Below are 23,473 nucleotides of genomic sequence, written 5' to 3' on the forward strand. Positions count from 1 at the left end.
AAGTATAAAAGGGAAAAGCAAAGATAGTGTAAAGAAAAAATATTGACAAATAATTATATGAAAGCTATAATTACCTTTGTTGCCTTGGGGTGATATATATGAAATGGACGTTAAGCCAGTTACAAAAATACCGAAGTAAGGGACTATCTATTGATGAAACAATCAACGCAGATGGAATTAAGGAAGTTGATTCCTCCATCAGGCGTGTATCTCCTATGCATATTACAGGAAGAACAGATATTGATTCAAAGAAAGTGACTTTTCATTTAAAAATACAAGGTCATTTAGTATTACCTTGCTCTCGTACTTTAGTAGACGTGGATTATCCAATTAATGTAGAAACGACTGAAACTTTCCTTTTGAATGTTCCGGATTATGAAACAGGAGAAGAGGAAGTTCATCAAGTAAAGGGCGATGTAATTGACTTATTGCCAATTATAGAAGAAATACTTTTACTTGAAGTACCAATGCAAGTCTTCTGTGAAGACAGTACAGAAGAGGGTGCTCCTCAATCCGGTAAGGACTGGGAAGTTATCCATGAGCAAGAGAAGAAGGAGAAAGTTGATCCTCGGCTTGCAGGACTTGCGAAATTTTTTGAAAATGAGTAAAGCTCCTTGCTTTATGCTTGGACAAACAAGAAAACCTGAGAATGGATTGTATCTGCTCTCAAGACTTTCTTAATACTCTTTAAGGAGGTGGGAAGAATGGCTGTACCTTTTAGAAGAACATCTAAAACTGCAAAAAGAAAACGTCGTACACATTTTAAATTACAAGTGCCTGGTATGGTAGAATGCCCTAACTGTGGTGAAATGAAACTTGCTCACCGCGTATGTAGCGCTTGCGGAACATACAAAGGTAAAGAAGTTGTAAGCAACTAATTTTCCTTTGAAAAAAGCACCGGACAAATAGTCCGGTGCTTTTTTTGTGCTTAAGTTAATCTTAGGAGAAAAAAACACTTAGTTATTTGTATAATAGAGGTATTAAATAGTAGTGACGAAGGAGGCAGCTTTGGCGTGATTGTGGTCAGTTCATGTTTAGCAGGGTTGAAGGTAAGATATAACGGGTCGCATAGTCTTAATGAAAAGATTAAAGAGCTGATTGACAAAAAAGAGGCGATTGCCGTTTGTCCAGAATTGCTGGGAGGTTTTCAGACACCAAGAGAGCCCTGTGAAATTAAAGGCGGCAATGGCTATGATGTGCTCGATGGTCATGCAATTGTAATAGATAAAAGTGGGAATGATGTTACAGATTTATATGTAGATGGTGCCTTTAAAACACTGGCTGTTGTGAAGCAGCTGCAGGCGAGTACAGTCGTTCTTAAAGAGTCTAGCCCATCTTGTGGTAGCAGCTATATATACAATGGTAATTTTGAAGGGATACAGCATGAGGGAGCAGGAATTACAACAGCGCTATTAAGAAGGGCAGGAATTAAAGTTATATCAGAGAACGAACTCGCAAAAGCGTTGCTGTGATAGACTAGCTTTTTAGAAAATTTCAGAGTAGATTCTTTGTGAAATGCAGGTTTAGGCCAATAACTAGTCTAGTTAAGACAAGTCTTGTTTTGTTCTAGTGTGATTTTAAATATTTTTTTTCTAAAAGACTAAATATCAGTCTATCTTTTCTAGTATACGCATATGTATGAATAAAAAACACTAGGAGGGATTTAGCTGATGTCAACAACAAGACAAGATGCTTGGTCAAAAGATGAAGATATACTGCTAGCAGAAGTAGTACTCCGTTTAATTAGAGAAGGTGGAACACAGCTTCAAGCGTTCGAGGAAGTAGGAAAGCTATTAACAAGAACAAGTGCAGCATGCGGATTCCGCTGGAATTCATATGTGCGCAAACAATATAAATCAGCTATTGAATTAGCAAAGAGCCAAAGAAAGCAGTTAAAAAAAGGTTTTGTTCTTGTGGAAGAGCCAGTGGAAGAAGTTTCTTTCATAGGCGGTCAGCCAGAGCCTGTCGAAACGAAAAACTTTGAAGAAATTTTAGAATATTTAAAAGATATATATCAAAAATCTTTACAGCTTGAAGAACATCATAAGCTTGATAATGCAGCTGTTAAAGAGACTGCTGAACTTGAAGCAAAAATTAGTGAGCTGCACAATGAGAACCAAAAGCTCCAAAAGGAATTGCAAACAATGGATGAAGCCTATAAAGCTCTTGTTGATTTGATGGAAAAGGCTCGTAAAATGGTTGTATTTAAAGAAGAAGAAAAACAACAAAACGCTTAACAAAAGCAACATGGTCTTGCCCCCTTGAACCTTTCTTTGCAAAAGGATTCAAGGGGGCTTTTTCGTCTAAATGGATATATCTCCTTATAAAATTTTTCATTCATAATTATTTTTTCTGATCATATGGAACTGTTTTTGCTTTACACCTTTTATATTTATAGGTACTTTGGTCTTAATTACTACTAATTTAGCTGGAAAATGTTAAGATGGTACTACAGAATAATAAAGAATACAGGGGAAAAGGTGTTGAAATGAAAATAAGCATTATCGGCGGTGGGGCTATTGGCTTGCTTTGTGCAGCTTATTTAGCACCAAAACATGATGTAACCGTATTTGTCCGCACACAAAGCCAAAAAGCACAATTAAGGGAAAAGGGACTGACCCTCTTTTTGGCGAATAAAGAAGAACAGCATCATTTTACGGTAGAATTATTTGAAAATTGGGATGGAGCAGGAGATCTGTCCATCATAACTGTTAAGCAGTATCAGCTTTTGCCTGTGATGAAAAAAGTGACGGAACTGTCATCCGAAATCAGAGGGCTTTTGTTTCTGCAAAATGGAATGGCTCACCTGGAAGCACTAAATAGTTTGGCAGTGGAAGAATTATATGTTGGGATTGTAGAGCATGGTGTGATGAAGCTCGACAGCACTTCTATTAGACACACCGGAATCGGGACGATTCAAATTGCTAGTCTACCATTTAAAGACCAAGTCCGTTTGAATCTGACAGGCACTATTCTAGAGCAGGACAGTATTCCAGGATTTTTGGTGCAGATTCAGCCAGACCCGATATGGATGATGCAAAAAAAACTGGTAGTAAACTGTTTGGTTAATACATTGACAAGCATTTTGGAAGTGACTAATGGCCAGCTACTCGAAAATCCTCACTATAAACGACTTCTAGCACCTTTTTTAGCAGAGATAACGGATACCTTCGGCTGGAATGAACAAAAAAAAGAGACATGCAAACAGTACGTTTGGAAGGTTATTAAGCAGACAGCTGCAAATAAGTCTTCTATGCTGAAGGACATAGAGGCAGGGAGAGAGACAGAAATTGATGCTATCTTAGGGTATGTGTTGAAGATTGCTGCACAGACAAATAAACATCTGCCGTTATGCGCTGCCTATTATGCCATGCTAAAAGGCAAAGAGCAGGAAAGGAAAGGGGGGATATAATGTTTCAATTTACGTCTGCAGTCATTAGTTTTTTCGTTGCATTCCCAGTTATTTGCTATCTTTTGATATTTATCCTCAGTAAACAAATGACGAAAAAACATAAATTATCTGTACATATTGCGTTAGATATAAGCACGCTCTTTTTTATCATTTCTGTCCATTTTTTAATTATATCTATTTGGGGAAAGTCCATGCTGTCTTATATATTGTTAGTGATCCTTTTTATTGGTGTCTTCATTGTGATCCTTCATTGGAAAGTGAAACAAGAAATTATTTATAAGAAAGTCTTCCGAGGATTTTGGAGAATTAACTTTCTGCTCTTTTTTTGTGCCTATCTTTTTTTAATGGCATACGGACTCGTCTACTATGTAATGAAACAGTTTGGCATATAGCTAATGAGCATATCTGAAAGAAAAAGACAATTTTTAAGCAAAGTCTTTTTCTTTTTTTTAAAGAGAATGCTATACTCTCTATGTATGTAAAGTATAGGTTATTTTCTTTAAGCAATATAATAATCACGGACGACATAAAATAATAAATAAAAATGAAAACTTTTTTGATGAGAAAGGAAGTACATAAATGGAGATGGTAAATCTCTCGTTGCCAGCGGGGAATCAGTTTGTGACAGATTATTTATCACAGGACGATAAAGTGAAAGGTTTTTATCATTATAATCATGGTGATAAAGATAGTTATTTTCAAAGGGTGAAGGAACTGGAGAAGAGACAGTTCATGAGAAATGAATTAGCTGATCATATTGCTGGTTATATGAGAGCTTTTCCGCAATCAGAGAAAGTCCAGCAAAATATCGCCAATTTAAGAAAGGACAACAGTGTTGTTGTCATTGGTGGACAACAGGCTGGTATACTTACAGGCCCGCTCTATTCTGTACATAAAATCATCAGCATCATTCTCCTTGCAGAAAAAAAGGGTAGTGAGCTTGGAATACCTGTAGTTCCTGTATTTTGGATTGCTGGTGAAGATCATGATTATTTGGAAGTAAACCATGTATTTGTGCCTGGAGCAGAGAAAATGGAAAGAAAAACATTCCCGCAAAGGGTAGTGGAAAAGAAGATGGCTTCCGATATTGAGCTCGATAAAGAAATTTGTTATGCATGGGCAGAGAAGCTAATCAAGGCTGATGGCGAAACAGAGCATTCAAAAGAGCTCTTGGTATTAGTGAAAGAGGCAGTTGATGCATCCCATACTTTTGTTGACCTGTTCAGCTATTTAGTGATGCACTTATTCCAGGAGTTTGGTTTACTGATTGTTGATTCAGGTGATAAAGCATTACGTGTTCTCGAAAAAGAAATTTTCTTAAACCAAATAGACCAGTTTAAAGAAATAGGAGAAGCTGTTCAAAAACAGCAAACGATTGTTAAAGAAAGCGGCTATTCTACAGTTATTGAAATGAGTGATAATCCTGTCAACTTGTTCTATTATGATGAAGAAAATTCAGAGAGAATACTGCTTACATATGATGAAGAAAAAAGTCTGTTTGTCGGTAAAGACCAGACAGTACATTTTACGTTAGAGGAATTAAAGGAAATCGCAAGTGAATTCCCTCATAAGCTTAGCAATAATGTGGTGACAAGACCAATCATGCAGGACCTTCTTTTCCCGACACTTGCGTTTATTGGCGGTCCTGGGGAAATCGCTTATTGGGGCGAGCTGAAGCAGGCTTTTGAACAAATGAATATTAAAATGCCGCCAATTGTACCGCGTCTAAATATCACCTTGCTTGAGAGATGTGTGGAAGCTGATATGGAAGAGCTTGGTTTAACGCTCGCAGATGTATTACAGTCAGGCACAGAGGAAGCATGCAACTCGTTCCTTGCAGCTGTTAGCAATGATAAGGTGGATGATCTTATTGTTCAGCTGAAATCCGACATTGCCAATAAATACAAGGATTTGCAAAGTGAAATGGAAAAAACCATGAAAGGCATGCTGCCATTGCTTCAAAAGAATGAGAATCTCCTGCTTAATCAAGTGGATTTCCTCGCTAAAAAGGTGGAAATGGACCTAAAGACGAAGCATGAGGTGATTTTAAATAAGTATGCACGAATTGAACGATGTATCAGGCCAGACGGGATACCGCAAGAGCGTGTATGGAATATTTTCTACTTTTTGAATCACTTTGGTCTTCATTTCCTTGAAGATGTACTGAAGCTGCCGATGGAGTTTGACGGCAGCCACAAGGTTGTTAAATTGTAATATTTGTAGCTGTCCTGTTAAAAAGGGCAGCTTTTTTTGCGTTTATCAGGCAAAATCAAACATTTTTCCTCAAATGTTCAGTAAAACAGCCGAAATAAAAGGCGAAACCGCAAAATTTGCTTATAAAAATACAGGGATATCTCTTGCAGGAAATGCATAATACAGATAGAATTTATGTATCAGTGGTGGAAAGTGGGGGAATGTGGTACATTGAGGTTAGAAAGTGGGGGTTGCAGGTATGTTTATGGGCGAATATCATCATAATGTTGACGCCAAAGGTCGTTTGATCGTACCTGCGAAATTTAGGGACCATTTAGGGGAAACCTTTATACTAACCCGCGGACTTGATCAATGTTTATTCGGTTACCCGCTCTCAGAATGGGAGATAATAGAAGAGAAGCTGAAGGCGCTGCCTTTAACGAAAAAGGACGCTCGGGCTTTTACACGTTTTTTCTTTTCTGGAGCCACAGAATGCGAGCTCGATAAACAAGGGCGCATTAATATTGCTTCCCCGCTTGTGCAGTATGCAAAGCTGGAAAAGGAATGCATAATTTTAGGTGTATCCAATCGCATCGAAATCTGGAGTAAATCACTCTGGGAAGAATATTTTTCAGAATCTGAGGATTCTTTTGCAGAAATTGCAGAAAATATGATTGGCTTTGATATTTAAAAATGGTTTTTAGAATAATCTATAGACAGGTGGACAACATGTTTAAACATACTACAGTATTGCTGAATGAGGCCGTTGACGGCTTAAATATACAACCAGATGGCATTTATGTCGACTGTACGCTTGGTGGAGCAGGACATAGTGAACTGATTCTATCCAAACTATCTGACAAAGGCAGACTGATTGCTTTTGACCAAGATGAGACAGCTATCATGAATGCAGAGAAAAAACTTGAACCCTATAAGGACAAGCTGACAATCGTCAAAAGCAACTTCAGCAATTTAAAGGAAGAAATACATAATCTTGGAATTACAGGTGTGGATGGGGTGCTTTACGATTTAGGTGTTTCCTCACCTCAGCTAGATACACCAGAAAGAGGCTTCAGCTATCACCATGATGCCCCTCTCGATATGAGAATGGACAGTGATGCAGATATATCTGCATACGAAGTTGTTAATAATTGGAAGTATGAAGATTTAGTGAGAATCTTTTTCCGTTATGGGGAAGAGAAATTTTCAAAGCAAATCGCCCGCAAGATTGAAGCGGCAAGGGAAACAAAGCCTGTAGAAACGACTGGGGAGCTTGTTGAATTAATTAAAGACGCAATTCCAGCACCTGCAAGACGAAAAGGCGGACATCCGGCAAAAAGAGTATTCCAAGCCATCAGAATTGCTGTAAATGATGAATTGGGTGTTTTTGAAGACTCCATTGGACAAGCTATTTCATTGTTAAATAAGGGCGGAAGAATAAGTGTCATTACCTTCCATTCCCTTGAAGATAGAATTTGCAAGGCTGCATTTAAAAAGGCGAGCGATTTACCTGACTTACCGCCAGGTTTGCCAATCATTCCTGATGAGTTTCAGCCAGAGTTAAAGCTAATCACTAGGAAACCGATTGTTCCGTCTGAAGAAGAGCTTGAAGAAAATAACAGAGCAAGATCTGCGAAGCTTCGCATTGCAGAGAAATTATAAAAACTTTAGGAGGTATACAAATGAGCAATTTAGCGCGAAAGCTGCAGCAGGAACAGTTTCAGCAAGAAGAAAAACAAACATTTAAAAAGGTAATAAAGCAAACTAAATCATTATTATCTCCTGGAGAAAAACTGCTTGGAATTGCTTTCGTTGCATTGCTGTGCATTGGCGGTGTGAAGATTGTCAGCAACCAAGCAGAGATTTATCAAGTGAACAAGGATATCCAAGTTGCCGAAGGCTCGATTTCTAAGCTTGAGAAGTCCAATAAGGAACTGGATATTGAAGTGAAGGATTTGAGCAGCTTTGAAAGAATTAGGGAAGTGGCAGAAAAACTTGGCCTTGATTTTAGCAAAGATAATGTAAAGGTTGTGCAATAAAAAATGATTCGAAAGCAGCAGAATATTAACCTTGGAGCAGCCATCTTGTTTTTATTTTTCTGTCTGCTCTTTTTTATTTTAATCGTCCGGTTTGCCGTCATTCAATCAACAGGGAAAGTCTCTGGTGAGGTGCTGGCAAAAGAAGCTGAAAAAAAATACAGCTCCTCTATGGTATTAGAAGCGTCAAGAGGGACGATTTATGACAGAAATAAAGATGTGATTGCAGAGGATGCGTCATCCTATAAGCTTGTAGCAGTTACAGACAGTTCTTTGAGCAAGAATGATACTGAAAATCCAATTCATGTGGCTGATCCAGAAAAAACGGCTAAAGAGCTTGCTAAATATATTGATATGGAAGAATCAGAGATATATAGAATCTTGACAAAAGAAGGAGCTAAGCAGGTAGAATTCGGATCTGCAGGTAAAAATCTTTCTTATGAAACAAAGAAGAAAATTGAAGACTTAAAGCTTCCTGGTGTTCTCATAGTGGAAGGGAAAAAACGCTTCTATCCTAATGGAACATTTGCTTCCCACGTCATCGGGTATGTAGAGGAAAAGGAAGATGAGGCAACAGGTAAATATACAGCTACAGGAAAACTGGGCATTGAAGAGAGCTTGAATAATCTTCTCACAGGTAAAGACGGTTACTTAAATTATAAGCGGGATATTTGGGGATATATACTGCCAGATTCAGAGGAAGATATAACACCTGCTCAGAACGGTGATGACGTCTATTTGACATTGGATAAAAAAATTCAATCCTTCCTAGAAGATACGATGTCGAAGGTGCAGGAGAAGTATAATCCGAAAAAGATGATTGCGATTGTGGCAAATCCAAAAACTGGTGAAATTTTAGCTATGAGCCAGCGGCCTAGCTTTGACCCGGAAACATTGGAAGGAATCAATGCTACTTGGCATAATGAAGCAATCGAAACTTCCTATGAGCCTGGGTCAACGATGAAAATCTTCACATTGGCAGCGGCGATTGAAGAGGGCAAGTTTGATGCAAACGCAAAATATCAATCAGGTTCATACAAAGTAACAAAAAATTCGCAGACAATCCATGACCATAATGGAAGCGGCTGGGGATCAATAACTTATTTAGAAGGAGTTCAGCGCTCATCTAATGTGGCCTTTGCAAAAATTGCGAAAGAACAGCTTGGCTTTGAAAAGCTGCGAGAGTACATCACAAACTTTGGACTTGACCAAAAAACAGGGATTGACTTGCCGCATGAAGCGAACAGCTCGATTGCCTTTACTTGGCCTGTTGAGAAAATTACAACTGCATATGGACAAGGAACAGCCTTGACTCCTATTCAGCAAATCCAAGCGGTAACGGCCATTGCCAATGACGGCAAAATGGTCAAGCCACATGTAATTGACAAGATTGTTGATCCGAATACGAATAAAGTGGTAAAACAAGTGAAAACAGAGGTTGTCGGAACACCTATTTCAGCAGCTACAGCAAAAGAAGTTCGCGACATTTTAGAAACAGTAGTGACAGATCCTAAAGGGACAGGCTATAAAAAATATAATGTTGATGGGTACAGTGTTGCCGGTAAAACGGGCACGGCCTCCATTCCGAAAGCAGGCGGCGGCTATTTAACAGGAAGCAGCAATTATGTTTTCTCCTTTTTAGGAATGGCGCCGAAGGACGACCCAGAACTTGTTATGTATGTGGCAGTTCAGCAGCCTGAATTGAAAGAAACACAAACAGGTTCTGACCCTGTTGCTGAAATCTTTACATCTGTTATGAAGAGCAGCCTTCAATATATGGAGATTCAGCCTACTGCTGACAGTTCCCTGCAAACAGTTGATGTCCCAGATCTTGCTGGTATGAGCACATCTGTAGCGGAAAAAGAACTGAAGAAATCTGGTTTAGAACTGGTAGTAACAGGTGAAGGTAGCACGATTACAGACCAGCTCCCTGCTGCAGGGGAAAGTTATCTCGAAGGAGAAAAAATTGTCGTGAAGACAGACGGAAAAGGAACTGTGCCAGATATGATTGGCTGGTCATTGCGAGATATACTAAAAGTGACAGACTTGCAGTCCTTAAAGCTGAAAACGAACGGCAACGGCTATGCGACAAAGCAAAGCATAAAAGCAGGTAAAACAGTCAAGGAAAATGATACATTAACGATACAATTGAAAAAACCAGAATAAAAAATAAGGTCCGCATGCAGCGGGCCTTATTTTTTTGTAAAGGGATGGTAAATGCCTGCAACTTCTATAGTCTTTGATTCTAAACAGAGGTGTACAAGCATATATTGGAACGAGCCATAGAAAAAGGAGGTTCTAAATGGATGCGGGTTTCAAACGTAACCGTTCGTAAGCGGTTGACGATTGCTTTAATTGTAGGCATTGCTATTTTTTTTATCATTGACTTGAGACTTGGGTATGTGCAATTTTTTCTTGGGGATGAATTGACAAGCAAAGCGAAAAGCTTATGGAGCAGACAAATTTCCTTTGAGCCGGAACGAGGCGAAATTGTTGACAGGAACGGTGTTGCATTAGCGACAAATATCAGTGCTCCAACCGTGTATGTTGTTCCGCGGCAATTAAAGGACCCAGCAGATGCTGCTGAAAAGCTTGCGGCAGTCCTAGAAGCGGACAAGGAGAAGATATATAAAGAGTTAATTCAAAAAGAAATGAGTGTCAGATTGCCTGAGGGCAGAAAGATTTCTCACGAAAAGGCAAAAAAGGTAAGAGCGTTAGATATTGACGGTGTATATATAGGAGAGGATTCTAAAAGGTCTTATCCTTACGGAAACTACTTGTCACATGTTTTAGGATTTGCAGGGATAGATAATCAAGGCTTAATAGGTCTTGAACTGGAATATGATGATGAATTAAAAGGCTCGAAGGGGTCTGTGCAATATTATTCTGATGCTAAAGGGCAGAGGATGAATGATATGGCAGATGATTACGAAGCCCCTGTTAACGGAAACGACTTGAAGCTGACAATTGACACGAGAGTGCAGACAATTATAGAGCGGGAGCTGGATATCGCCGAACAGACATACAATCCAGACAGCATAATCGCCATTGCGATGAATCCTAATACAGGTGAAATTATGGGGATGTCAAGCAGACCTGGCTTTGACCCGGCAGATTTCCGTAATGTTTCATCAGAGGTTTTTAACCGAAACTTGCCGATTTGGAGCGCATATGAGCCGGGATCGACATTCAAAATTATTACCCTTGCTGCAGCCTTAGAAGAAGGCAAGGTAGACTTGGAAAAAGACACATTCACAGACCCAGGTTATGCTGATGTCGATGGAACGAAGCTGAAATGCTGGAAGCGCGGCGGGCATGGTGCACAAACCTTTTTAGAAGTTGTCCAAAACTCCTGTAACCCTGGATTTGTATCGTTAGGGCAAGAGCTGGGTAAGGATACTTTGTTTAAATATATTCGCAGCTTCGGATTTGGCGAAAAAACCGGAATTGATCTTCAGGGAGAATCGAAAGGTATCCTTTTTAACTTAGATAGGGTCGGACCTGTTGAGCTTGCGACAACTGCCTTTGGACAAGGTGTTGCTGTAACGCCTATCCAGCAGGTGACAGCATTATCAGCAGCCATCAATGGTGGCACATTGTACACGCCATATGTGGCAAGCGAGCTGATTGACCCAAACACAGGTGAAGTCATTATGAAGAAGGAGCCAGTTGCAAAAAGGAAGGTAATATCCGAAGATACTTCGAAAAAAATCAGGGAAGCGCTGGAAAGCGTCGTTGCCCAAGGCTCAGGGGGGAAAGCCTTTGTAGATGGGTACCGTGTCGGCGGGAAGACAGGAACAGCCCAAAAAGCTTCTGGCGGAAAATATTTAGAGAATAACTTTATTGTTTCCTTTATCGGTTTCGCACCAGCAGACGATCCTGAGCTTGTCGTGTATGTGGCGGTCGATAATCCGAAAGGTACAGTCCAATTTGGTGGAGTAGTAGCAGCTCCGATTGTAGGAAGCATCATGGGTGACAGCCTTCGCGCACTTGGAGTGAAGGAAAGGAAGGATCAGCTGGAAAAAGAATATAAATATCCAGAAAATCCTTTAATCGAAGTTCCAGATTTAGTAGGCCTGACGAAAAAAGAAATCAGTGAAGTTTTCCTTAACCTCAAGATTGAGCCGAGCGGAAGCGGAGACACTGTTATCAAGCAGTCGCCAGAGCCGGGAACAAAGGTAAAAGACGGCTCAACCATTCGTTTATACTATAATAATTAACCACACCTTTTAAGATAAAGGCGGCACAATCGCCGCCTTTATTTTTCATTATTACGGAGAAAAAACCGAACACGATGGCACAATTCCTTTTTATCATGTAAAATATAAACGCTAAGAAAAAATGCATTTTCTAACATTGGTCATGCATTTGATATAATATTAGTATTTATGAATAAAATGAGTACATATGGATTTATTAGAAAAGAGGATTTGAATCATGCAGTTAAAACAATTATTAAAAAGCTTAGGGCCATATGCTTTATATAATGGAACAGATGCAGAAATCACTTCAATTGAAAATGATAACCGCAAAGTGGGTCAAGGCAGCTTGTTCATCTGCATCAAAGGATTTACTGTCGATGGACATGATTTTGCTCATAAGGCTTATGAGGCAGGTGCCGCTGCTATCCTTGCAGAAAGAGAATTAGCGGAAGACTTTGACATACCGGTCATTATTGTGAAGGACACGAAAAGGGCGAGCAGCATTCTTGCTGACGCGTTCTATGGTCATCCAACACAAAAGCTAAAGCTTATCGGCATAACAGGAACAAATGGCAAAACAACAACAAGCCATCTGATTGAGACAATCCTGCAAAAGGCTAATAGACGTACAGGTATCATTGGAACAATGTATACAAAAATAGACAATGAAATTCAGGAAACAAAAAACACTACACCAGAAGCAGTAACTTTACAAAAGATTTTTCATCAAATGACAGAAAAACAGGTGGATACTGCCGTGATGGAAGTTTCTTCCCATGCCTTATATGAAGGCAGGGTGTTTGGCTGCGATTATGATGTGGCAGTGTTTACGAACTTGTCACAGGATCATCTAGATTTCCATGGCACGATGGATGAATACAGAAGAGCAAAAGGCTTGTTATTCACAAGGCTGGGCAATGTTTATTCAACAAAACATCCGAAATATGCTGTTTTGAACAAGGATGATGCTGCAAGTGAAGAATATGAAAAACTGACAGCAGCAATTGTCGTTACGTATGGAATTGACAAAGATGCAGACATCATGGCGAAGGATATACATATCGATGCAGGTGGAACGAAGTTTGAATTAATAACACCTGCAGGAAGCTATGCCGTTTCCCTGCAAATGGTCGGCAAATTTAGTGTATATAATGCTTTAGCGAGTATTGCAGCAGCGTTTGTGAGCGGCATTCCAATGGAAACGGCTATTTCCGCCCTTGAATCAGTAAAGGGTGTGTCAGGCAGATTTGAGACAGTTGATGCAGGTCAGGATTTTTCTGTTATCGTCGACTATTCTCATACACCAGACAGTCTTGAAAATGCCCTTGTAACCATTAAAGAGTTTGCAAAAGGTGATATTCATGTTGTTGTCGGCTGCGGCGGTGACAGAGATAAAACGAAGCGTCCTTTAATGGCAGAGATAGCGTGCAGATATGCCGACCATGCTATATTTACAAGCGACAACCCAAGAAGCGAGGACCCGCTTGAAATATTGAAAGACATGGTTTCAGGCGTTCCTGGCAAGGAATATAACGTCATTGCCGACAGAAAAGAAGCTATTGATCATGCGGTTAAGACTGCAAAAGCAAATGATGTTATTTTAATTGCAGGTAAAGGGCATGAAACGTATCAGCAAATAGGAGCACAAACTTTTGACTTTGATGACCGCCTTGTAGCGAAAGAGGCGATATTAGGAGTGAAAAAATGACACTGTCCTATAAAACTATTCTGCAGGCAATTCCTGATGCGAAAGGATACGCAAATGAAGAGATAAACTTTTTGACGGTTTCTTTTTTCAGTGATGAACAGCAGACTAAAGGACTGTTTGCGCCCTTGTATGGCAAAGAGTCCGGGGATTTGTCCACAGCAATTGCAAATGGTGCAATAGGAGCAATATGGGACAAAGAAGAAGAAATACCATCCTATACACCAAATCATTTTCCAATATTCTATACAAATGATATAAAGAAAGGCTTATACAAAATGATCGAACTATATGAACAAAACTTAAATGGACAACAACAAGCTAAATTTATTTATGCAAAAGACAAAAGCGCGAAGGCCTTGGAAACATACGACGGAGCTGTAATCAAAAATGTGCTTGGCGCTGTGAAAGGAGGGGAATGAACATGATGGAGAAAGTTATCTTTTTTACAATAATATTAGGGTTTTTAATAACGGTTCTTACTTCACCAGTTTTTATTCCCTTCTTGAGAAGGCTGAAATTCGGACAAAGCATTAGAGAGGAAGGCCCAAAATCCCATCAGAAGAAATCAGGGACGCCAACAATGGGCGGTCTGATGATTTTATTATCTGTTGTCGTAACAACACTCGTAATGACTTATAAGTTTACAGAGCCGACTATGAAAACATACATGCTCCTTTTTGTTATGTTAGGATTCGGATTGCTTGGCTTCTTGGATGATTTTATTAAAGTTGTGATGAAAAGGAATTTAGGATTAACTTCCAGACAAAAGCTTTTAGGTCAAATTGTTATTTCCGTTATTTTCTATTTTGTGCTGATGCAAAATGATTTCTCAACAAGCATCAATATTCCGCTGATTGATAAATCATTTGATCTCGGTTGGTTTTATGTTGTATTCATCGTCTTCTGGCTTGTAGGTTTTTCAAATGCAATCAACCTTACAGACGGTTTAGACGGACTAGTGTCCGGAACCTCTGCCATAAGCTTTGGTGCGTTTGCGGTACTTGCATGGAGCCAGTCACAGTTTGAAATCAGCATTTTTTCTGTGGCAATTGTCGGTGCTGTTTTAGGCTTTTTAGTATTCAATGCCCATCCTGCGAAGGTATTTATGGGAGATACAGGTTCATTAGCTTTAGGAGGAGCAATTGCGGCAATCGCTATTTTAACGAAGCTGGAAATTTTGCTTATTCTAATCGGGGGAGTCTTTGTTATCGAAACATTGTCAGTTATCCTTCAAGTAATTTCCTTTAAGTCAACAGGAAGAAGGATTTTCCGAATGAGCCCGCTTCACCATCATTATGAGCTTGTAGGCTGGTCAGAATGGCGCGTTGTTGTGACATTCTGGAGTGTAGGATTGCTGTTTGCAGTATTAGGAATTTATATTGAGGTGTGGTTATAAAAATGAAACATATCACTGATTATCATCATAAAAAGGTACTTGTATTAGGTCTTGCGAAAAGTGGCGTTAGCGCTGCTTCTCTTTTGCATAAATTAGGGGCGTTTGTGACTGTGAACGACAGCAAGCCACTTGGAGAAAATCCTGAGGCGCAAGAATTGCTGGAGCAGGGGATTACGGTTATATGCGGCAGTCACCCTGTGGAGCTATTAGAGGAAGGATTTCAATTAATTGTGAAAAATCCTGGTATTCCATACTATAACCCAATGGTTGAAAGAGCTGTAGAAAAAGGGATTCCTATCATTACAGAAGTGGAGCTTGCTTATAAGGTTTCTGAGGCTCCTTTTCTTGCGATTACTGGTTCAAATGGCAAGACAACGACAACTACCCTATTGTTTGAGATGCTTGAGGCTGCCAGCAAAAAGCCACTGATTGCGGGGAATATTGGAACTGTTGCTGCAGATGTCGCACAAAAAGCAGAAGCCGACAATCAAATTGTTATTGAGCTTTCATCATTCCAGCTGATGGGGATTGATCAATTCAAGCCGAAAGTCGCGATTATTACGAATATTTATGATGCCCATCTGGATTACCATGGCACTAGGGATGAGTATGCAAAAGCGAAGGGTAATATTACAAACAACCAGGATGAGCATGATTACCTTATTGTCAATGTGGAGCAAGAAGTGGTAATGGATATTGCCCGCAGAAGCAAAGCAACCATCATTCCTTTTTCAACAGCAAAGCCCCTTGAATTCGGAGCATTTGTAAAAGATGGTTCTATTTACTTCCATGATGAAAAAGTGATTGAGGTTAAGGATATCGTATTGCCTGGCGCTCATAATTTGGAAAACATTTTGTCTGCCATTGCTGCAGCGAAGCTGACTGGTGTTGACAATAACAGCATTCACCGTGTATTGAGCTCATTCAAAGGGGTAAAACACAGATTGCAGTTCATTGATGAGATCCAAGGGAGACGCTTTTATAATGATTCAAAAGCAACGAATATCCTTGCGACGGAAAATGCGCTTGCAGCGTTTACGGCACCGACCATTCTTCTTGCTGGAGGCTTAGACAGAGGCAATGAGTTTGATGAGCTCATTCCGTCCCTTAAAAATGTCAAGGCGATGATTACGTTTGGCCAAACTGCTGAAAAACTGGAGCGAATTGCCAAAGAGGCAGGAATAAAAACTATCCAACGTGTCGATAATGTGGACAAAGCTGTACCGGCTGCTTTCCAGCTATCTGAGGAAGGCGATGTTATCCTTCTGTCACCAGCATGTGCAAGCTGGGATCAATACAAAACTTTTGAAGTCAGAGGAGACATTTTTATTGAAGCGGTGCATAAGCTTAAATAAGGGCTTGTTTACATCCATCGTTTCAAATTAGGAAAATGATGATTAAGGTGATTTTATCACCTTAAAAGGGATAGGAATGTCACCCTTCATTCTAAAGTCCGATGCAAGCCCTAATACTTGCAACTCGAGGTGTGGAAAAGGTGCCGACAAAAAAAACAACTCCCGACATATTCCTTATTATCATCACGTTTACATTACTGGCGATAGGACTGATCATGGTGTACAGTGCAAGTGCTGTATGGGCAGATTACAAGTTTGATGATTCTTTCTTCTTTGCAAAAAGACAGATGCTTTTTGCCGGAGTCGGGATTGTCGCCATGTTTTTCATCATGAATATCGACTATTGGACATGGAGAACATGGGCGAAAATTATCGTTATTGTATGTTTTGTTCTGTTAGTATTTGTACTTATACCGGGAATTGGGAATGTCCGTAATGGATCGCGCAGCTGGATTGGAGTGGGAGCATTCTCCATTCAGCCATCAGAATTTATGAAGATGGCGATGATTGCTTTCCTTGCAAAATTTCTGTCAGAAAATCAGAAAAAGATTACTTCCTTTAAAAAGGGGCTTGTGCCAGCATTAGGCATTGTATTTTTAGCGTTTGGGATGATTATGCTTCAGCCTGATTTAGGGACAGGCACCGTCATGGTTGGGACAAGTGTTGTGATGATTTTTATCGCTGGTGCAAGAATACGGCATTTCGTGTTTCTCGGTTTGATTGGACTAGCCGGCTTTGTCGGACTGGTTGCCTCTGCGCCGTACCGGATTAAAAGGATAACTTCTTTCCTTGATCCGTGGTCAGACCCTCTTGGAAGCGGCTTTCAAATCATTCAGTCTTTATACGCGATAGGACCAGGAGGATTGTTTGGCCTAGGGCTTGGAGAAAGCAGACAAAAATTCTTTTACTTGCCAGAGCCGCAAACGGACTTTATTTTTGCGATTCTTTCAGAAGAGCTTGGATTCATTGGAGGCTCTTTGATCCTGCTGCTGTTTTCCTTACTGCTGTGGAGAGGCATTAGGATTGCCCTCGGAGCACAAGATTTGTTTGGAAGCTTGCTAGCTGTAGGAATTATCGCAATGGTTGCCATTCAAGTTATGATCAATATCGGAGTTGTAACAGGCTTAATGCCAGTTACTGGGATTACACTGCCGTTCTTAAGCTATGGCGGATCTTCCTTGACATTAATGCTTGTGGCAATAGGGGTTTTATTGAATGTGAGTCGCTATTCGAGATATTAAATAAAGAGAAGCAGCATTACACGGAGAGGTTGGCTTAAAGCCTTCCTTTTTTTTATGCGTTCAGCAGGTAATTTTATTTAAAATCTTCATATAATTCACTAATATAAACAAATGATAACAATTATTTCACTACGAATGTAGGGAGAGGGGAGGGGAAGGGGGAGGATGCTCAAATAAAATGCTTGTTTGACAAGGGGTTATTAATGCAAGCCCCGCAAATGAAGCTCTTTTTATCCTTCAATAAATGTATTACAATTTGTTTTCAATTTTAGTAAATTACACGAATAGGTTTAAAATATAGTACAATAGGGAACATCTAGTTTTGGGCTTTAAGAAAATCCTCCAAAATATTCAAAGAAGATAGTTTCTGTTTTTCATAAATAAAGCTATAATAAAGAAGATTTGAAAATCGTAAATAAATGCTTAAATAAGCAGCTAGAACAAGTACGTGTTATGAGGTGGGAAAATGAAAATAGTGGTTAGCGGCGGTGGTACCGGAGGACATATTTATCCAGCACTTGCCTTAATCCGTGAAATACAAAAAGAAGTCAAGGATGTCGAGTTCTTATACATAGGAACAGAACAAGGGCTAGAGAGTAAACTAGTGCGCCGTGAAAATATTCCATTTAAAGCGATACATATAACTGGGTTTAAACGAAAGCTCTCACCTGAAAATGTGAAAACCGTTTGGAGATTTATTTCTGGTGTCAATAAATGCAAGAAAATCTTGAAAGAATTCCAAGCAGATGTGGTAATTGGAACAGGCGGTTATGTTTGCGGACCTGTAGTGTATGCTGCCGCAAAAATGGGGATTGCTACGATTATTCATGAACAGAACAGTGTGCCTGGATTGACTAATAAATTCTTGAGCAAGTATGTCGATAAAGTGGCAACATGCTTTGCCGAAGCCGAACAGTTTTTCCCGAAGGAAAAGGTTGTTCTAACAGGCAACCCTCGTGCATCGGAAGTATTAAACCAGGATGCAATTAAAGGAAAGCTTTCTGCCGGACTTAAACTTAATAGCCCAGCTGTGCTAATCTTTGGAGGCTCAAGAGGAGCGAGACCGATTAATGATGCGGTTATTGCTGCATTGCCTGAGTTTGGGAAGAAGGATTATCAGATCCTTTATGTAACGGGAGAAGTCCATTATGAATCAGTGAAGAAGGAAGTCGAAAAAGTCGGCAATCCGGAAAATGTGATTATCAAACCGTTTGTGCATAATATGCCAGAGGTGCTTGCAGGAATTGACCTGACAGTAGCAAGGGCAGGAGCTACAACATTGGCTGAGCTCACGTCCCTTGGAATTCCAAGCATTTTAATCCCAAGCCCTTACGTGACGAATAACCATCAAGAGAAAAACGCCCATTCACTTACTAATAACGGTGCAGCAAAACTATTGCTTGAACGTGAATTGACTGGTGATAGCCTGGTGAAAGACATCGATGATATTATGCTGCAGCCTGAAAAGTTGAAAAGCATGAAAGCTGCTTCATTGGAATTAGGGATTCCAGATGCTGCGATGAGACTTTTCAATGTTATGAAGGATGTCACAAAATAATCAGTTGGGTGGGGAAAGTTTTCCGTTTCCCATCCAGACTTTTCTTCAATTAATGTAATCAGGATGCTATAATCAAACATTAGAAGAGTTAAGTCTATTATATTTGTAATAGACAAGCTTTATCACCTTGAAAGTCATGAAAAAAGTTTCAAAACAAGACATTTTCTGCTTTAAATAAAACAGATATATTCCGATATATATTAAGTGATTATGAAACGGCAGCTTACATACTGTTGCTTGTTTGTTAGAGGTGGTTATTTGGATAAAGGGAAGATTGTTTCCATTGAAGATAGAATTCCTAAATTGAAACAGCAGCGAAAAAAGAAAGCAAACAAACGCCTCATATTTCTGCTCATGCTATTTTTTCTCCTCATTGGATGCATTATTTACTTTCAGTCACCATTAAGCAATGTGAAAGAAACAATCGTGACAGGAAACATCTTGTATACGGAAGGGGAGATAGAGGAAATCAGCGGAATCAGCTCTTCGACAAATATTTGGACTATAAAAAAGGACAAGATTGAAGAAAAACTGAATACACTGCCTGAAATCAAGTCATCCTCTGTTTCTTTAAAGCTTCCAAACAAAGTGAATATTGAAGTGGAAGAATATAAACGGATTGCTTACATGGTAAGCGGCAATAAGTATATTCCCATTCTGGAAAGCGGAACTGAATTAGAGGGAAGAAGCTCTGATTCAACACCGTATGATGCTCCGCTCATTATGGATTTTGATAATGACAAAGCGTTGGAGAAAACAGTCAAGGAGCTGAAAAAACTCCCAGCTGGTGTTTACAATGCTATCTCTGAGATCCATTACACACCGAAAAAAACGGATTCATACCATATTAATGTATTTATGAATGATGGATTTGAAGTGGCAGCCTCTTTAAGCACTTTTGCAGAGAAGATGGAACACTATCCATCGATTATCAGCCAATTGAATCCAAAGAAAAAGGGTGTTATTGACTTAGAAGTCGGCTCTTATTTCAAGGAGTATGGATCATCAGAAGGAGAGGGAAATAGTGAAGAATAAACGAAAGGGGAGCCACGTAATCTTTTCTTTTGTTTTTCTTGTACTAGGGTTCATTGTTGCCTTTGCCTTCCAAATGGCCAATGCTGAAGACGGTCCGAAAAGTTTGAGTGACAGCCAGTTTGATCGGGATCTTGCATTGCGAAATGAGCTGATCGAACAAGAAGAAAGAAATAATGAGCTTTATAAAGAGCTCGAACAAGTTCAAAAGGATCTGTCCGATTACGAAAAAGAGCTCTCCACAAAAGCGGATGCCTATTACAATCTTGCTGAAGATGCCAATAATTACCGCATGTATTTAGGCAAGGTTGGCGTTGTGGGACAAGGAGTGCAGGTTACTCTAGAAGATGGGAATTATGATCCGAATGATGATAATGTTAATAATTATCTTGTTCATGAACATCATATCTTTGAAGTGGTGAATGAGCTTTATGTTTCAGGCGCAGCAGCCGTTAGCATTAACGGCCAGCGCTTAAGCCATGATTCTTATATTCTATGTAATGGACCTGTGATTGAAATTGACGGAAATCAGTATCCTGCTCCATTTGTGATTACTGCCATTGGAGACAGTGAAGTAATGGAAGGTGCATTAAACATTAAAGGCGGAGTGAAGGATACATTGGTGAATGAAAACATCAAATTCACACTCGAAAAGAAAGAGACCATTACAATGGAGGCACTTAGAACAAATTAGGTGAAAAGAGATGTGCTGCCGAATATTTATTATGGAAGTATGGTGAAGGCATGAACAAAAAACTTTTCACTATGACAATAATCTTGCTAGTAATCGGGTTTATGCTTGCCGTTCAATTCCAAACAGTCAAAAAGCCGAAGGTGAGAGACACAAGGGATACTTGGGAGTTAAAGCAAGCCCTTCTCAAGGAAAAAGAAACGGAGCTTAAGCTGTTAAGCGATATTCGTGCAAACAGCCAAAAAGTCGACGAGTATAAAAGCGACAGCTCACAGACGAAAGAAGAGCTCCTTCAAGAGACAATTGCTGAGCTGAAAGATGATATTGGTCTTACAGAAAAAGCTGGATATGGAATCGTTATATCCATTCAGCCTGTCAGCTCAGATTTGCTGATGGGTGATGAGCAAGGCGCCATTACAGCCGATCTTTTGAAACGGCTCATTAATGAGTTGAATTTGTACGGCGCAAAGGAAATAGCCATTGACGAACATCGTTACATTAATACTTCTGTCATTAGGGATATTAATGGGGAGACAAAGATGAACGGTTATTCTGTCAACAAATTTCCTTTGACGATAAAAGTGATTGCTGCAGATAAAAACAGTGCCGAGCAGCTGTATAATCGCATGAAGGTTTCACAATCAGCGGATGATTTCTTTATGGACAATCTGTTGCTGGATGTTAAAAAGCCGCAGCAAACAATAACCATTCCAGCATATGAAGACAATATCCGGATTCGGTATATGAAGCCTGCAGGAGATGAAGAAGGAGGCGGTGCTTAATGTGGCTGCCTATATTTGGCCTTATTATCGGCATATCACTTGGTCTTATGACAGATATTACAGTCCCGGATGAATATGCCAACTATTTGTCAATTGCAGTACTAGCAGCACTCGATACGCTGTTTGGCGGCATCAGGGCGCATTTGCAGAACATATATGATGAAAAGGTGTTTGTATCAGGTTTTTTCTTTAATATTCTCCTTGCTGCAAGTTTAGCTTTTCTCGGTGTTCATCTTGGTGTAGACTTATACTTAGCTGCCATATTTGCCTTCGGTGTAAGGCTGTTTCAAAATATCGCAGTCATTAGAAGAATCATCTTGACAAAGTGGGAAAATAAACGAGAAAAAACTGAAAAAAATCAATCATAAAAAAGGGAATATATTAGTTTTGGCGAATTATTTAATAAATAATATATTAATAGGGAATTTTATTCATTAAAATTTAACATTCGCTAAATAAGCAGGATAGCTGTTGTTCACTTATTTTTAAAAAGCAAAAGGAGGTGCCCGAGAATGAACAGCAATGAATTTTATGTAAGTCTAGACATCGGTACATCCAGCGTGAAAGTAATCATCGGCGAAATGATTAATGAGTCCTTAAACATTATTGGAGTAGGCATCGTACCTTCTGAAGGGTTGAGGAAGGGTTCTATTGTCGATATAGATGAAACCGTTCATTCCATACGAAGAGCTATTGAACAGGCGGAAAGAATGATTGGTGTAGAAATTAAACAAGTTATTGTTGGCGTTTCGGGAAATCATGTAAGCTTGCAGCCCTCACATGGAGTAGTGGCAGTTTCAAGTGAAAATCGTGAAATAACAATAGAAGATGTAATGAGAGTAAAGGATGCAGCACAAGTTGTTTCCATTCCGCCTGAGAGGGAGATAATCGACATTATCCCAAAGCAGTTTATCGTGGATGGTCTTGATGAAATTACAGATCCTCGCGGGATGATAGGCGTCCGCCTTGAAATGGAAGGAATCATTATAACAGGCAGCAAGACAATATTACATAATACGCTTCGCTGCGTGGAAAAAGCAGGCCTTGAGATTGTTGATATTACATTGCAGCCTCTTGCCGCTGGTTCCTTCGCGCTGTCAAAGGATGAAAAAAATCTTGGAGTGGCACTGCTTGATATTGGAGGCGGGTCTACTACAATCGCTGTTTTTGAAAATGGCTTCTTGAAAAAAACAAGCGTCTTGCCAATCGGAGGAGATCATATAACAAAAGATCTGTCCATTGGCTTGCGAACAACAACCGAAGATGCAGAAAAAATCAAAGTGAAATATGGCTATGCCTATTACAATCACGCATCAGAGGAAGAAGTATTCAGCGTTCCGATTATCGGAAGTGACCAGCATCAGCAGTTCAACCAACTGGAAATTGCCGATATTATTGAAGCAAGATTGGAAGAAATGTTTGATTTAGTGATGGACGAGCTAGAAAGACTAGGTGTGTATGATCTTCCAGGCGGTTTCGTACTTTCTGGAGGAGTCGCCGGAACAAAAGGCATTTTGGAATTGGCCCAGGAAGTTTTCCAAAATCGGGTCCGCATCGCGATACCTGATTATATTGGTGTAAGGGAAGCTCAATATACAACTGCTGTCGGCTTGATTAAATTCTCATACAAGAACAACAAGCTGCAAGGCGGCAGTATTCAACAGGCTGAGCCTGTTGCAGTTGGGGAACCAAAGGAAAAAAGAGCACCAAAACAGGCTCCACCAAAAGCTTCATACGAAAAACAGCCTGTCGAAAAAGGACCTTCCAAGCTAAAGAAATTTATGGGATACTTTTTCGATTAAAAGATAAAAAACATAAGAACTATTAAAATGGTATGTTTACTCCATATCACCAAGATTTGAGACGC

Annotated in this window: 23 protein-coding genes; all 23 read left to right on the forward strand. The window is 39.7% G+C overall.

Annotation, left to right across the window (positions count from 1 at the left end; all coding sequences use genetic code 11):
* Nucleotides 1-98 precede the first annotated feature (98 nt).
* The 23 genes from ACLIJJ_RS08235 to ftsA all read left to right on the forward strand — a co-directional run bounded on the left by ACLIJJ_RS08235 (nucleotide 99) and on the right by ftsA (nucleotide 23,408).
* Nucleotides 99-608 (forward strand): YceD family protein, encoded by a 510-nt coding sequence (locus ACLIJJ_RS08235; protein ID WP_233314518.1) that lies wholly within the window; start codon nucleotides 99-101, stop codon nucleotides 606-608.
* 96 nt (nucleotides 609-704) lie between these two features.
* The gene (gene rpmF, locus ACLIJJ_RS08240; protein ID WP_016200993.1) at nucleotides 705-878 is read left to right on the forward strand and encodes a 50S ribosomal protein L32; all 174 of its coding nucleotides are present in this window, start codon (nucleotides 705-707) and stop codon (nucleotides 876-878) included.
* Between the two features lie 135 nt (nucleotides 879-1,013).
* Nucleotides 1,014-1,472 carry a 2-thiouracil desulfurase family protein gene (locus ACLIJJ_RS08245; RefSeq protein ID WP_233314517.1) on the forward strand — a complete coding sequence of 153 codons (459 nt, stop codon included), beginning with the start codon at nucleotides 1,014-1,016 and terminating at the stop codon, nucleotides 1,470-1,472.
* A gap of 198 nt (nucleotides 1,473-1,670) precedes the next feature.
* A complete protein-coding gene (locus ACLIJJ_RS08250; RefSeq protein ID WP_233314515.1) occupies nucleotides 1,671-2,237 on the forward strand; it encodes an RsfA family transcriptional regulator in 567 nt (188 codons plus the stop codon).
* Nucleotides 2,238-2,488: 251 nt separating this feature from the next.
* A complete protein-coding gene (locus ACLIJJ_RS08255; RefSeq protein ID WP_233314514.1) occupies nucleotides 2,489-3,412 on the forward strand; it encodes a 2-dehydropantoate 2-reductase in 924 nt (307 codons plus the stop codon).
* Nucleotides 3,412-3,804 (forward strand): DUF3397 domain-containing protein, encoded by a 393-nt coding sequence (locus ACLIJJ_RS08260; RefSeq protein WP_233314513.1) that lies wholly within the window; start codon nucleotides 3,412-3,414, stop codon nucleotides 3,802-3,804. The genes ACLIJJ_RS08255 and ACLIJJ_RS08260 overlap by 1 nt, the downstream gene beginning before the upstream one ends.
* A gap of 187 nt (nucleotides 3,805-3,991) precedes the next feature.
* Nucleotides 3,992-5,626: a bacillithiol biosynthesis cysteine-adding enzyme BshC gene (gene bshC, locus ACLIJJ_RS08265; protein WP_233314512.1), complete on the forward strand. Its 1,635-nt coding sequence runs from the start codon at nucleotides 3,992-3,994 to the stop codon at nucleotides 5,624-5,626.
* A 238-nt stretch (nucleotides 5,627-5,864) separates the two neighbouring features.
* Nucleotides 5,865-6,296, forward strand: coding sequence for a division/cell wall cluster transcriptional repressor MraZ (gene mraZ / locus ACLIJJ_RS08270; protein ID WP_233314511.1), 432 nt, complete (start codon nucleotides 5,865-5,867; stop codon nucleotides 6,294-6,296).
* Between the two features lie 38 nt (nucleotides 6,297-6,334).
* Nucleotides 6,335-7,267, forward strand: a complete 933-nt coding sequence (gene rsmH, locus ACLIJJ_RS08275) for a 16S rRNA (cytosine(1402)-N(4))-methyltransferase RsmH (RefSeq protein WP_233314510.1) — start codon at nucleotides 6,335-6,337, stop codon at nucleotides 7,265-7,267.
* A gap of 20 nt (nucleotides 7,268-7,287) precedes the next feature.
* Nucleotides 7,288-7,644, forward strand: coding sequence for a cell division protein FtsL (gene ftsL / locus ACLIJJ_RS08280; protein ID WP_233314509.1), 357 nt, complete (start codon nucleotides 7,288-7,290; stop codon nucleotides 7,642-7,644).
* Nucleotides 7,645-7,647: 3 nt separating this feature from the next.
* On the forward strand, nucleotides 7,648-9,807 hold the full coding sequence (locus ACLIJJ_RS08285; protein ID WP_237941161.1) for a penicillin-binding protein: 2,160 nt from the start codon (nucleotides 7,648-7,650) through the stop codon (nucleotides 9,805-9,807).
* Between the two features lie 140 nt (nucleotides 9,808-9,947).
* A complete protein-coding gene (locus ACLIJJ_RS08290) occupies nucleotides 9,948-11,861 on the forward strand; it encodes a stage V sporulation protein D (RefSeq protein WP_237941162.1) in 1,914 nt (637 codons plus the stop codon).
* Between the two features lie 217 nt (nucleotides 11,862-12,078).
* Nucleotides 12,079-13,551 carry a UDP-N-acetylmuramoyl-L-alanyl-D-glutamate--2,6-diaminopimelate ligase gene (locus ACLIJJ_RS08295; protein WP_233314503.1) on the forward strand — a complete coding sequence of 491 codons (1,473 nt, stop codon included), beginning with the start codon at nucleotides 12,079-12,081 and terminating at the stop codon, nucleotides 13,549-13,551.
* Nucleotides 13,548-13,970, forward strand: a complete 423-nt coding sequence (locus ACLIJJ_RS08300) for a hypothetical protein (RefSeq protein WP_233314501.1) — start codon at nucleotides 13,548-13,550, stop codon at nucleotides 13,968-13,970. The genes ACLIJJ_RS08295 and ACLIJJ_RS08300 overlap by 4 nt, the downstream gene beginning before the upstream one ends.
* Nucleotides 13,971-13,972: 2 nt before the next feature.
* Nucleotides 13,973-14,947, forward strand: coding sequence for a phospho-N-acetylmuramoyl-pentapeptide-transferase (gene mraY, locus ACLIJJ_RS08305; RefSeq protein ID WP_233314500.1), 975 nt, complete (start codon nucleotides 13,973-13,975; stop codon nucleotides 14,945-14,947).
* A gap of 2 nt (nucleotides 14,948-14,949) precedes the next feature.
* Nucleotides 14,950-16,302, forward strand: a complete 1,353-nt coding sequence (gene murD, locus ACLIJJ_RS08310; protein WP_233314499.1) for a UDP-N-acetylmuramoyl-L-alanine--D-glutamate ligase — start codon at nucleotides 14,950-14,952, stop codon at nucleotides 16,300-16,302.
* Nucleotides 16,303-16,442: 140 nt separating this feature from the next.
* Nucleotides 16,443-17,543, forward strand: a complete 1,101-nt coding sequence (gene spoVE, locus ACLIJJ_RS08315; protein ID WP_233314498.1) for a stage V sporulation protein E — start codon at nucleotides 16,443-16,445, stop codon at nucleotides 17,541-17,543.
* A 466-nt stretch (nucleotides 17,544-18,009) separates the two neighbouring features.
* On the forward strand, nucleotides 18,010-19,101 hold the full coding sequence (gene murG / locus ACLIJJ_RS08320) for an undecaprenyldiphospho-muramoylpentapeptide beta-N-acetylglucosaminyltransferase (RefSeq protein ID WP_233314496.1): 1,092 nt from the start codon (nucleotides 18,010-18,012) through the stop codon (nucleotides 19,099-19,101).
* A 258-nt stretch (nucleotides 19,102-19,359) separates the two neighbouring features.
* Nucleotides 19,360-20,136, forward strand: coding sequence for a cell division protein FtsQ/DivIB (locus ACLIJJ_RS08325; protein ID WP_411410753.1), 777 nt, complete (start codon nucleotides 19,360-19,362; stop codon nucleotides 20,134-20,136).
* A complete protein-coding gene (locus tag ACLIJJ_RS08330; RefSeq protein ID WP_233314494.1) occupies nucleotides 20,126-20,827 on the forward strand; it encodes a DUF881 domain-containing protein in 702 nt (233 codons plus the stop codon). Before ACLIJJ_RS08325 ends, ACLIJJ_RS08330 begins: the two co-directional genes overlap by 11 nt.
* A gap of 50 nt (nucleotides 20,828-20,877) precedes the next feature.
* On the forward strand, nucleotides 20,878-21,606 hold the full coding sequence (locus ACLIJJ_RS08335; protein ID WP_237941166.1) for a DUF881 domain-containing protein: 729 nt from the start codon (nucleotides 20,878-20,880) through the stop codon (nucleotides 21,604-21,606).
* Nucleotides 21,606-21,974, forward strand: a complete 369-nt coding sequence (locus ACLIJJ_RS08340; protein ID WP_233314492.1) for a small basic family protein — start codon at nucleotides 21,606-21,608, stop codon at nucleotides 21,972-21,974. Before ACLIJJ_RS08335 ends, ACLIJJ_RS08340 begins: the two co-directional genes overlap by 1 nt.
* Nucleotides 21,975-22,118: 144 nt before the next feature.
* The gene (gene ftsA / locus ACLIJJ_RS08345) at nucleotides 22,119-23,408 is read left to right on the forward strand and encodes a cell division protein FtsA (RefSeq protein WP_233314490.1); all 1,290 of its coding nucleotides are present in this window, start codon (nucleotides 22,119-22,121) and stop codon (nucleotides 23,406-23,408) included.
* Nucleotides 23,409-23,473 lie beyond the last annotated feature (65 nt).

Origin of the sequence: Niallia laureatilytica, assembly GCF_046613985.1 — a bacterium.
Taxonomy (GTDB): domain Bacteria; phylum Bacillota; class Bacilli; order Bacillales; family Cytobacillaceae; genus Niallia.

What these genes read in the sequence shown, in the direction of transcription:
- ACLIJJ_RS08235 (WP_233314518.1), top strand. Translation starts at nt 99, where the DNA reads ATGAAATGGACGTTAAGCCAGTTACAAAAATACCGAAGTAAGGGACTA.
- rpmF (WP_016200993.1), top strand. Translation starts at nt 705, where the DNA reads ATGGCTGTACCTTTTAGAAGAACATCTAAAACTGCAAAAAGAAAACGT.
- ACLIJJ_RS08250 (WP_233314515.1), top strand. Translation starts at nt 1,671, where the DNA reads ATGTCAACAACAAGACAAGATGCTTGGTCAAAAGATGAAGATATACTG.
- ACLIJJ_RS08255 (WP_233314514.1), top strand. Translation starts at nt 2,489, where the DNA reads ATGAAAATAAGCATTATCGGCGGTGGGGCTATTGGCTTGCTTTGTGCA.
- ACLIJJ_RS08260 (WP_233314513.1), top strand. Translation starts at nt 3,412, where the DNA reads ATGTTTCAATTTACGTCTGCAGTCATTAGTTTTTTCGTTGCATTCCCA.
- bshC (WP_233314512.1), top strand. Translation starts at nt 3,992, where the DNA reads ATGGAGATGGTAAATCTCTCGTTGCCAGCGGGGAATCAGTTTGTGACA.
- mraZ (WP_233314511.1), top strand. Translation starts at nt 5,865, where the DNA reads ATGTTTATGGGCGAATATCATCATAATGTTGACGCCAAAGGTCGTTTG.
- rsmH (WP_233314510.1), top strand. Translation starts at nt 6,335, where the DNA reads ATGTTTAAACATACTACAGTATTGCTGAATGAGGCCGTTGACGGCTTA.
- ftsL (WP_233314509.1), top strand. Translation starts at nt 7,288, where the DNA reads ATGAGCAATTTAGCGCGAAAGCTGCAGCAGGAACAGTTTCAGCAAGAA.
- ACLIJJ_RS08285 (WP_237941161.1), top strand. Translation starts at nt 7,648, where the DNA reads ATGATTCGAAAGCAGCAGAATATTAACCTTGGAGCAGCCATCTTGTTT.
- ACLIJJ_RS08290 (WP_237941162.1), top strand. Translation starts at nt 9,948, where the DNA reads ATGCGGGTTTCAAACGTAACCGTTCGTAAGCGGTTGACGATTGCTTTA.
- ACLIJJ_RS08295 (WP_233314503.1), top strand. Translation starts at nt 12,079, where the DNA reads ATGCAGTTAAAACAATTATTAAAAAGCTTAGGGCCATATGCTTTATAT.
- ACLIJJ_RS08300 (WP_233314501.1), top strand. Translation starts at nt 13,548, where the DNA reads ATGACACTGTCCTATAAAACTATTCTGCAGGCAATTCCTGATGCGAAA.
- mraY (WP_233314500.1), top strand. Translation starts at nt 13,973, where the DNA reads ATGATGGAGAAAGTTATCTTTTTTACAATAATATTAGGGTTTTTAATA.
- murD (WP_233314499.1), top strand. Translation starts at nt 14,950, where the DNA reads ATGAAACATATCACTGATTATCATCATAAAAAGGTACTTGTATTAGGT.
- murG (WP_233314496.1), top strand. Translation starts at nt 18,010, where the DNA reads ATGAAAATAGTGGTTAGCGGCGGTGGTACCGGAGGACATATTTATCCA.
- ACLIJJ_RS08335 (WP_237941166.1), top strand. Translation starts at nt 20,878, where the DNA reads ATGAACAAAAAACTTTTCACTATGACAATAATCTTGCTAGTAATCGGG.
- ACLIJJ_RS08340 (WP_233314492.1), top strand. Translation starts at nt 21,606, where the DNA reads ATGTGGCTGCCTATATTTGGCCTTATTATCGGCATATCACTTGGTCTT.
- ftsA (WP_233314490.1), top strand. Translation starts at nt 22,119, where the DNA reads ATGAACAGCAATGAATTTTATGTAAGTCTAGACATCGGTACATCCAGC.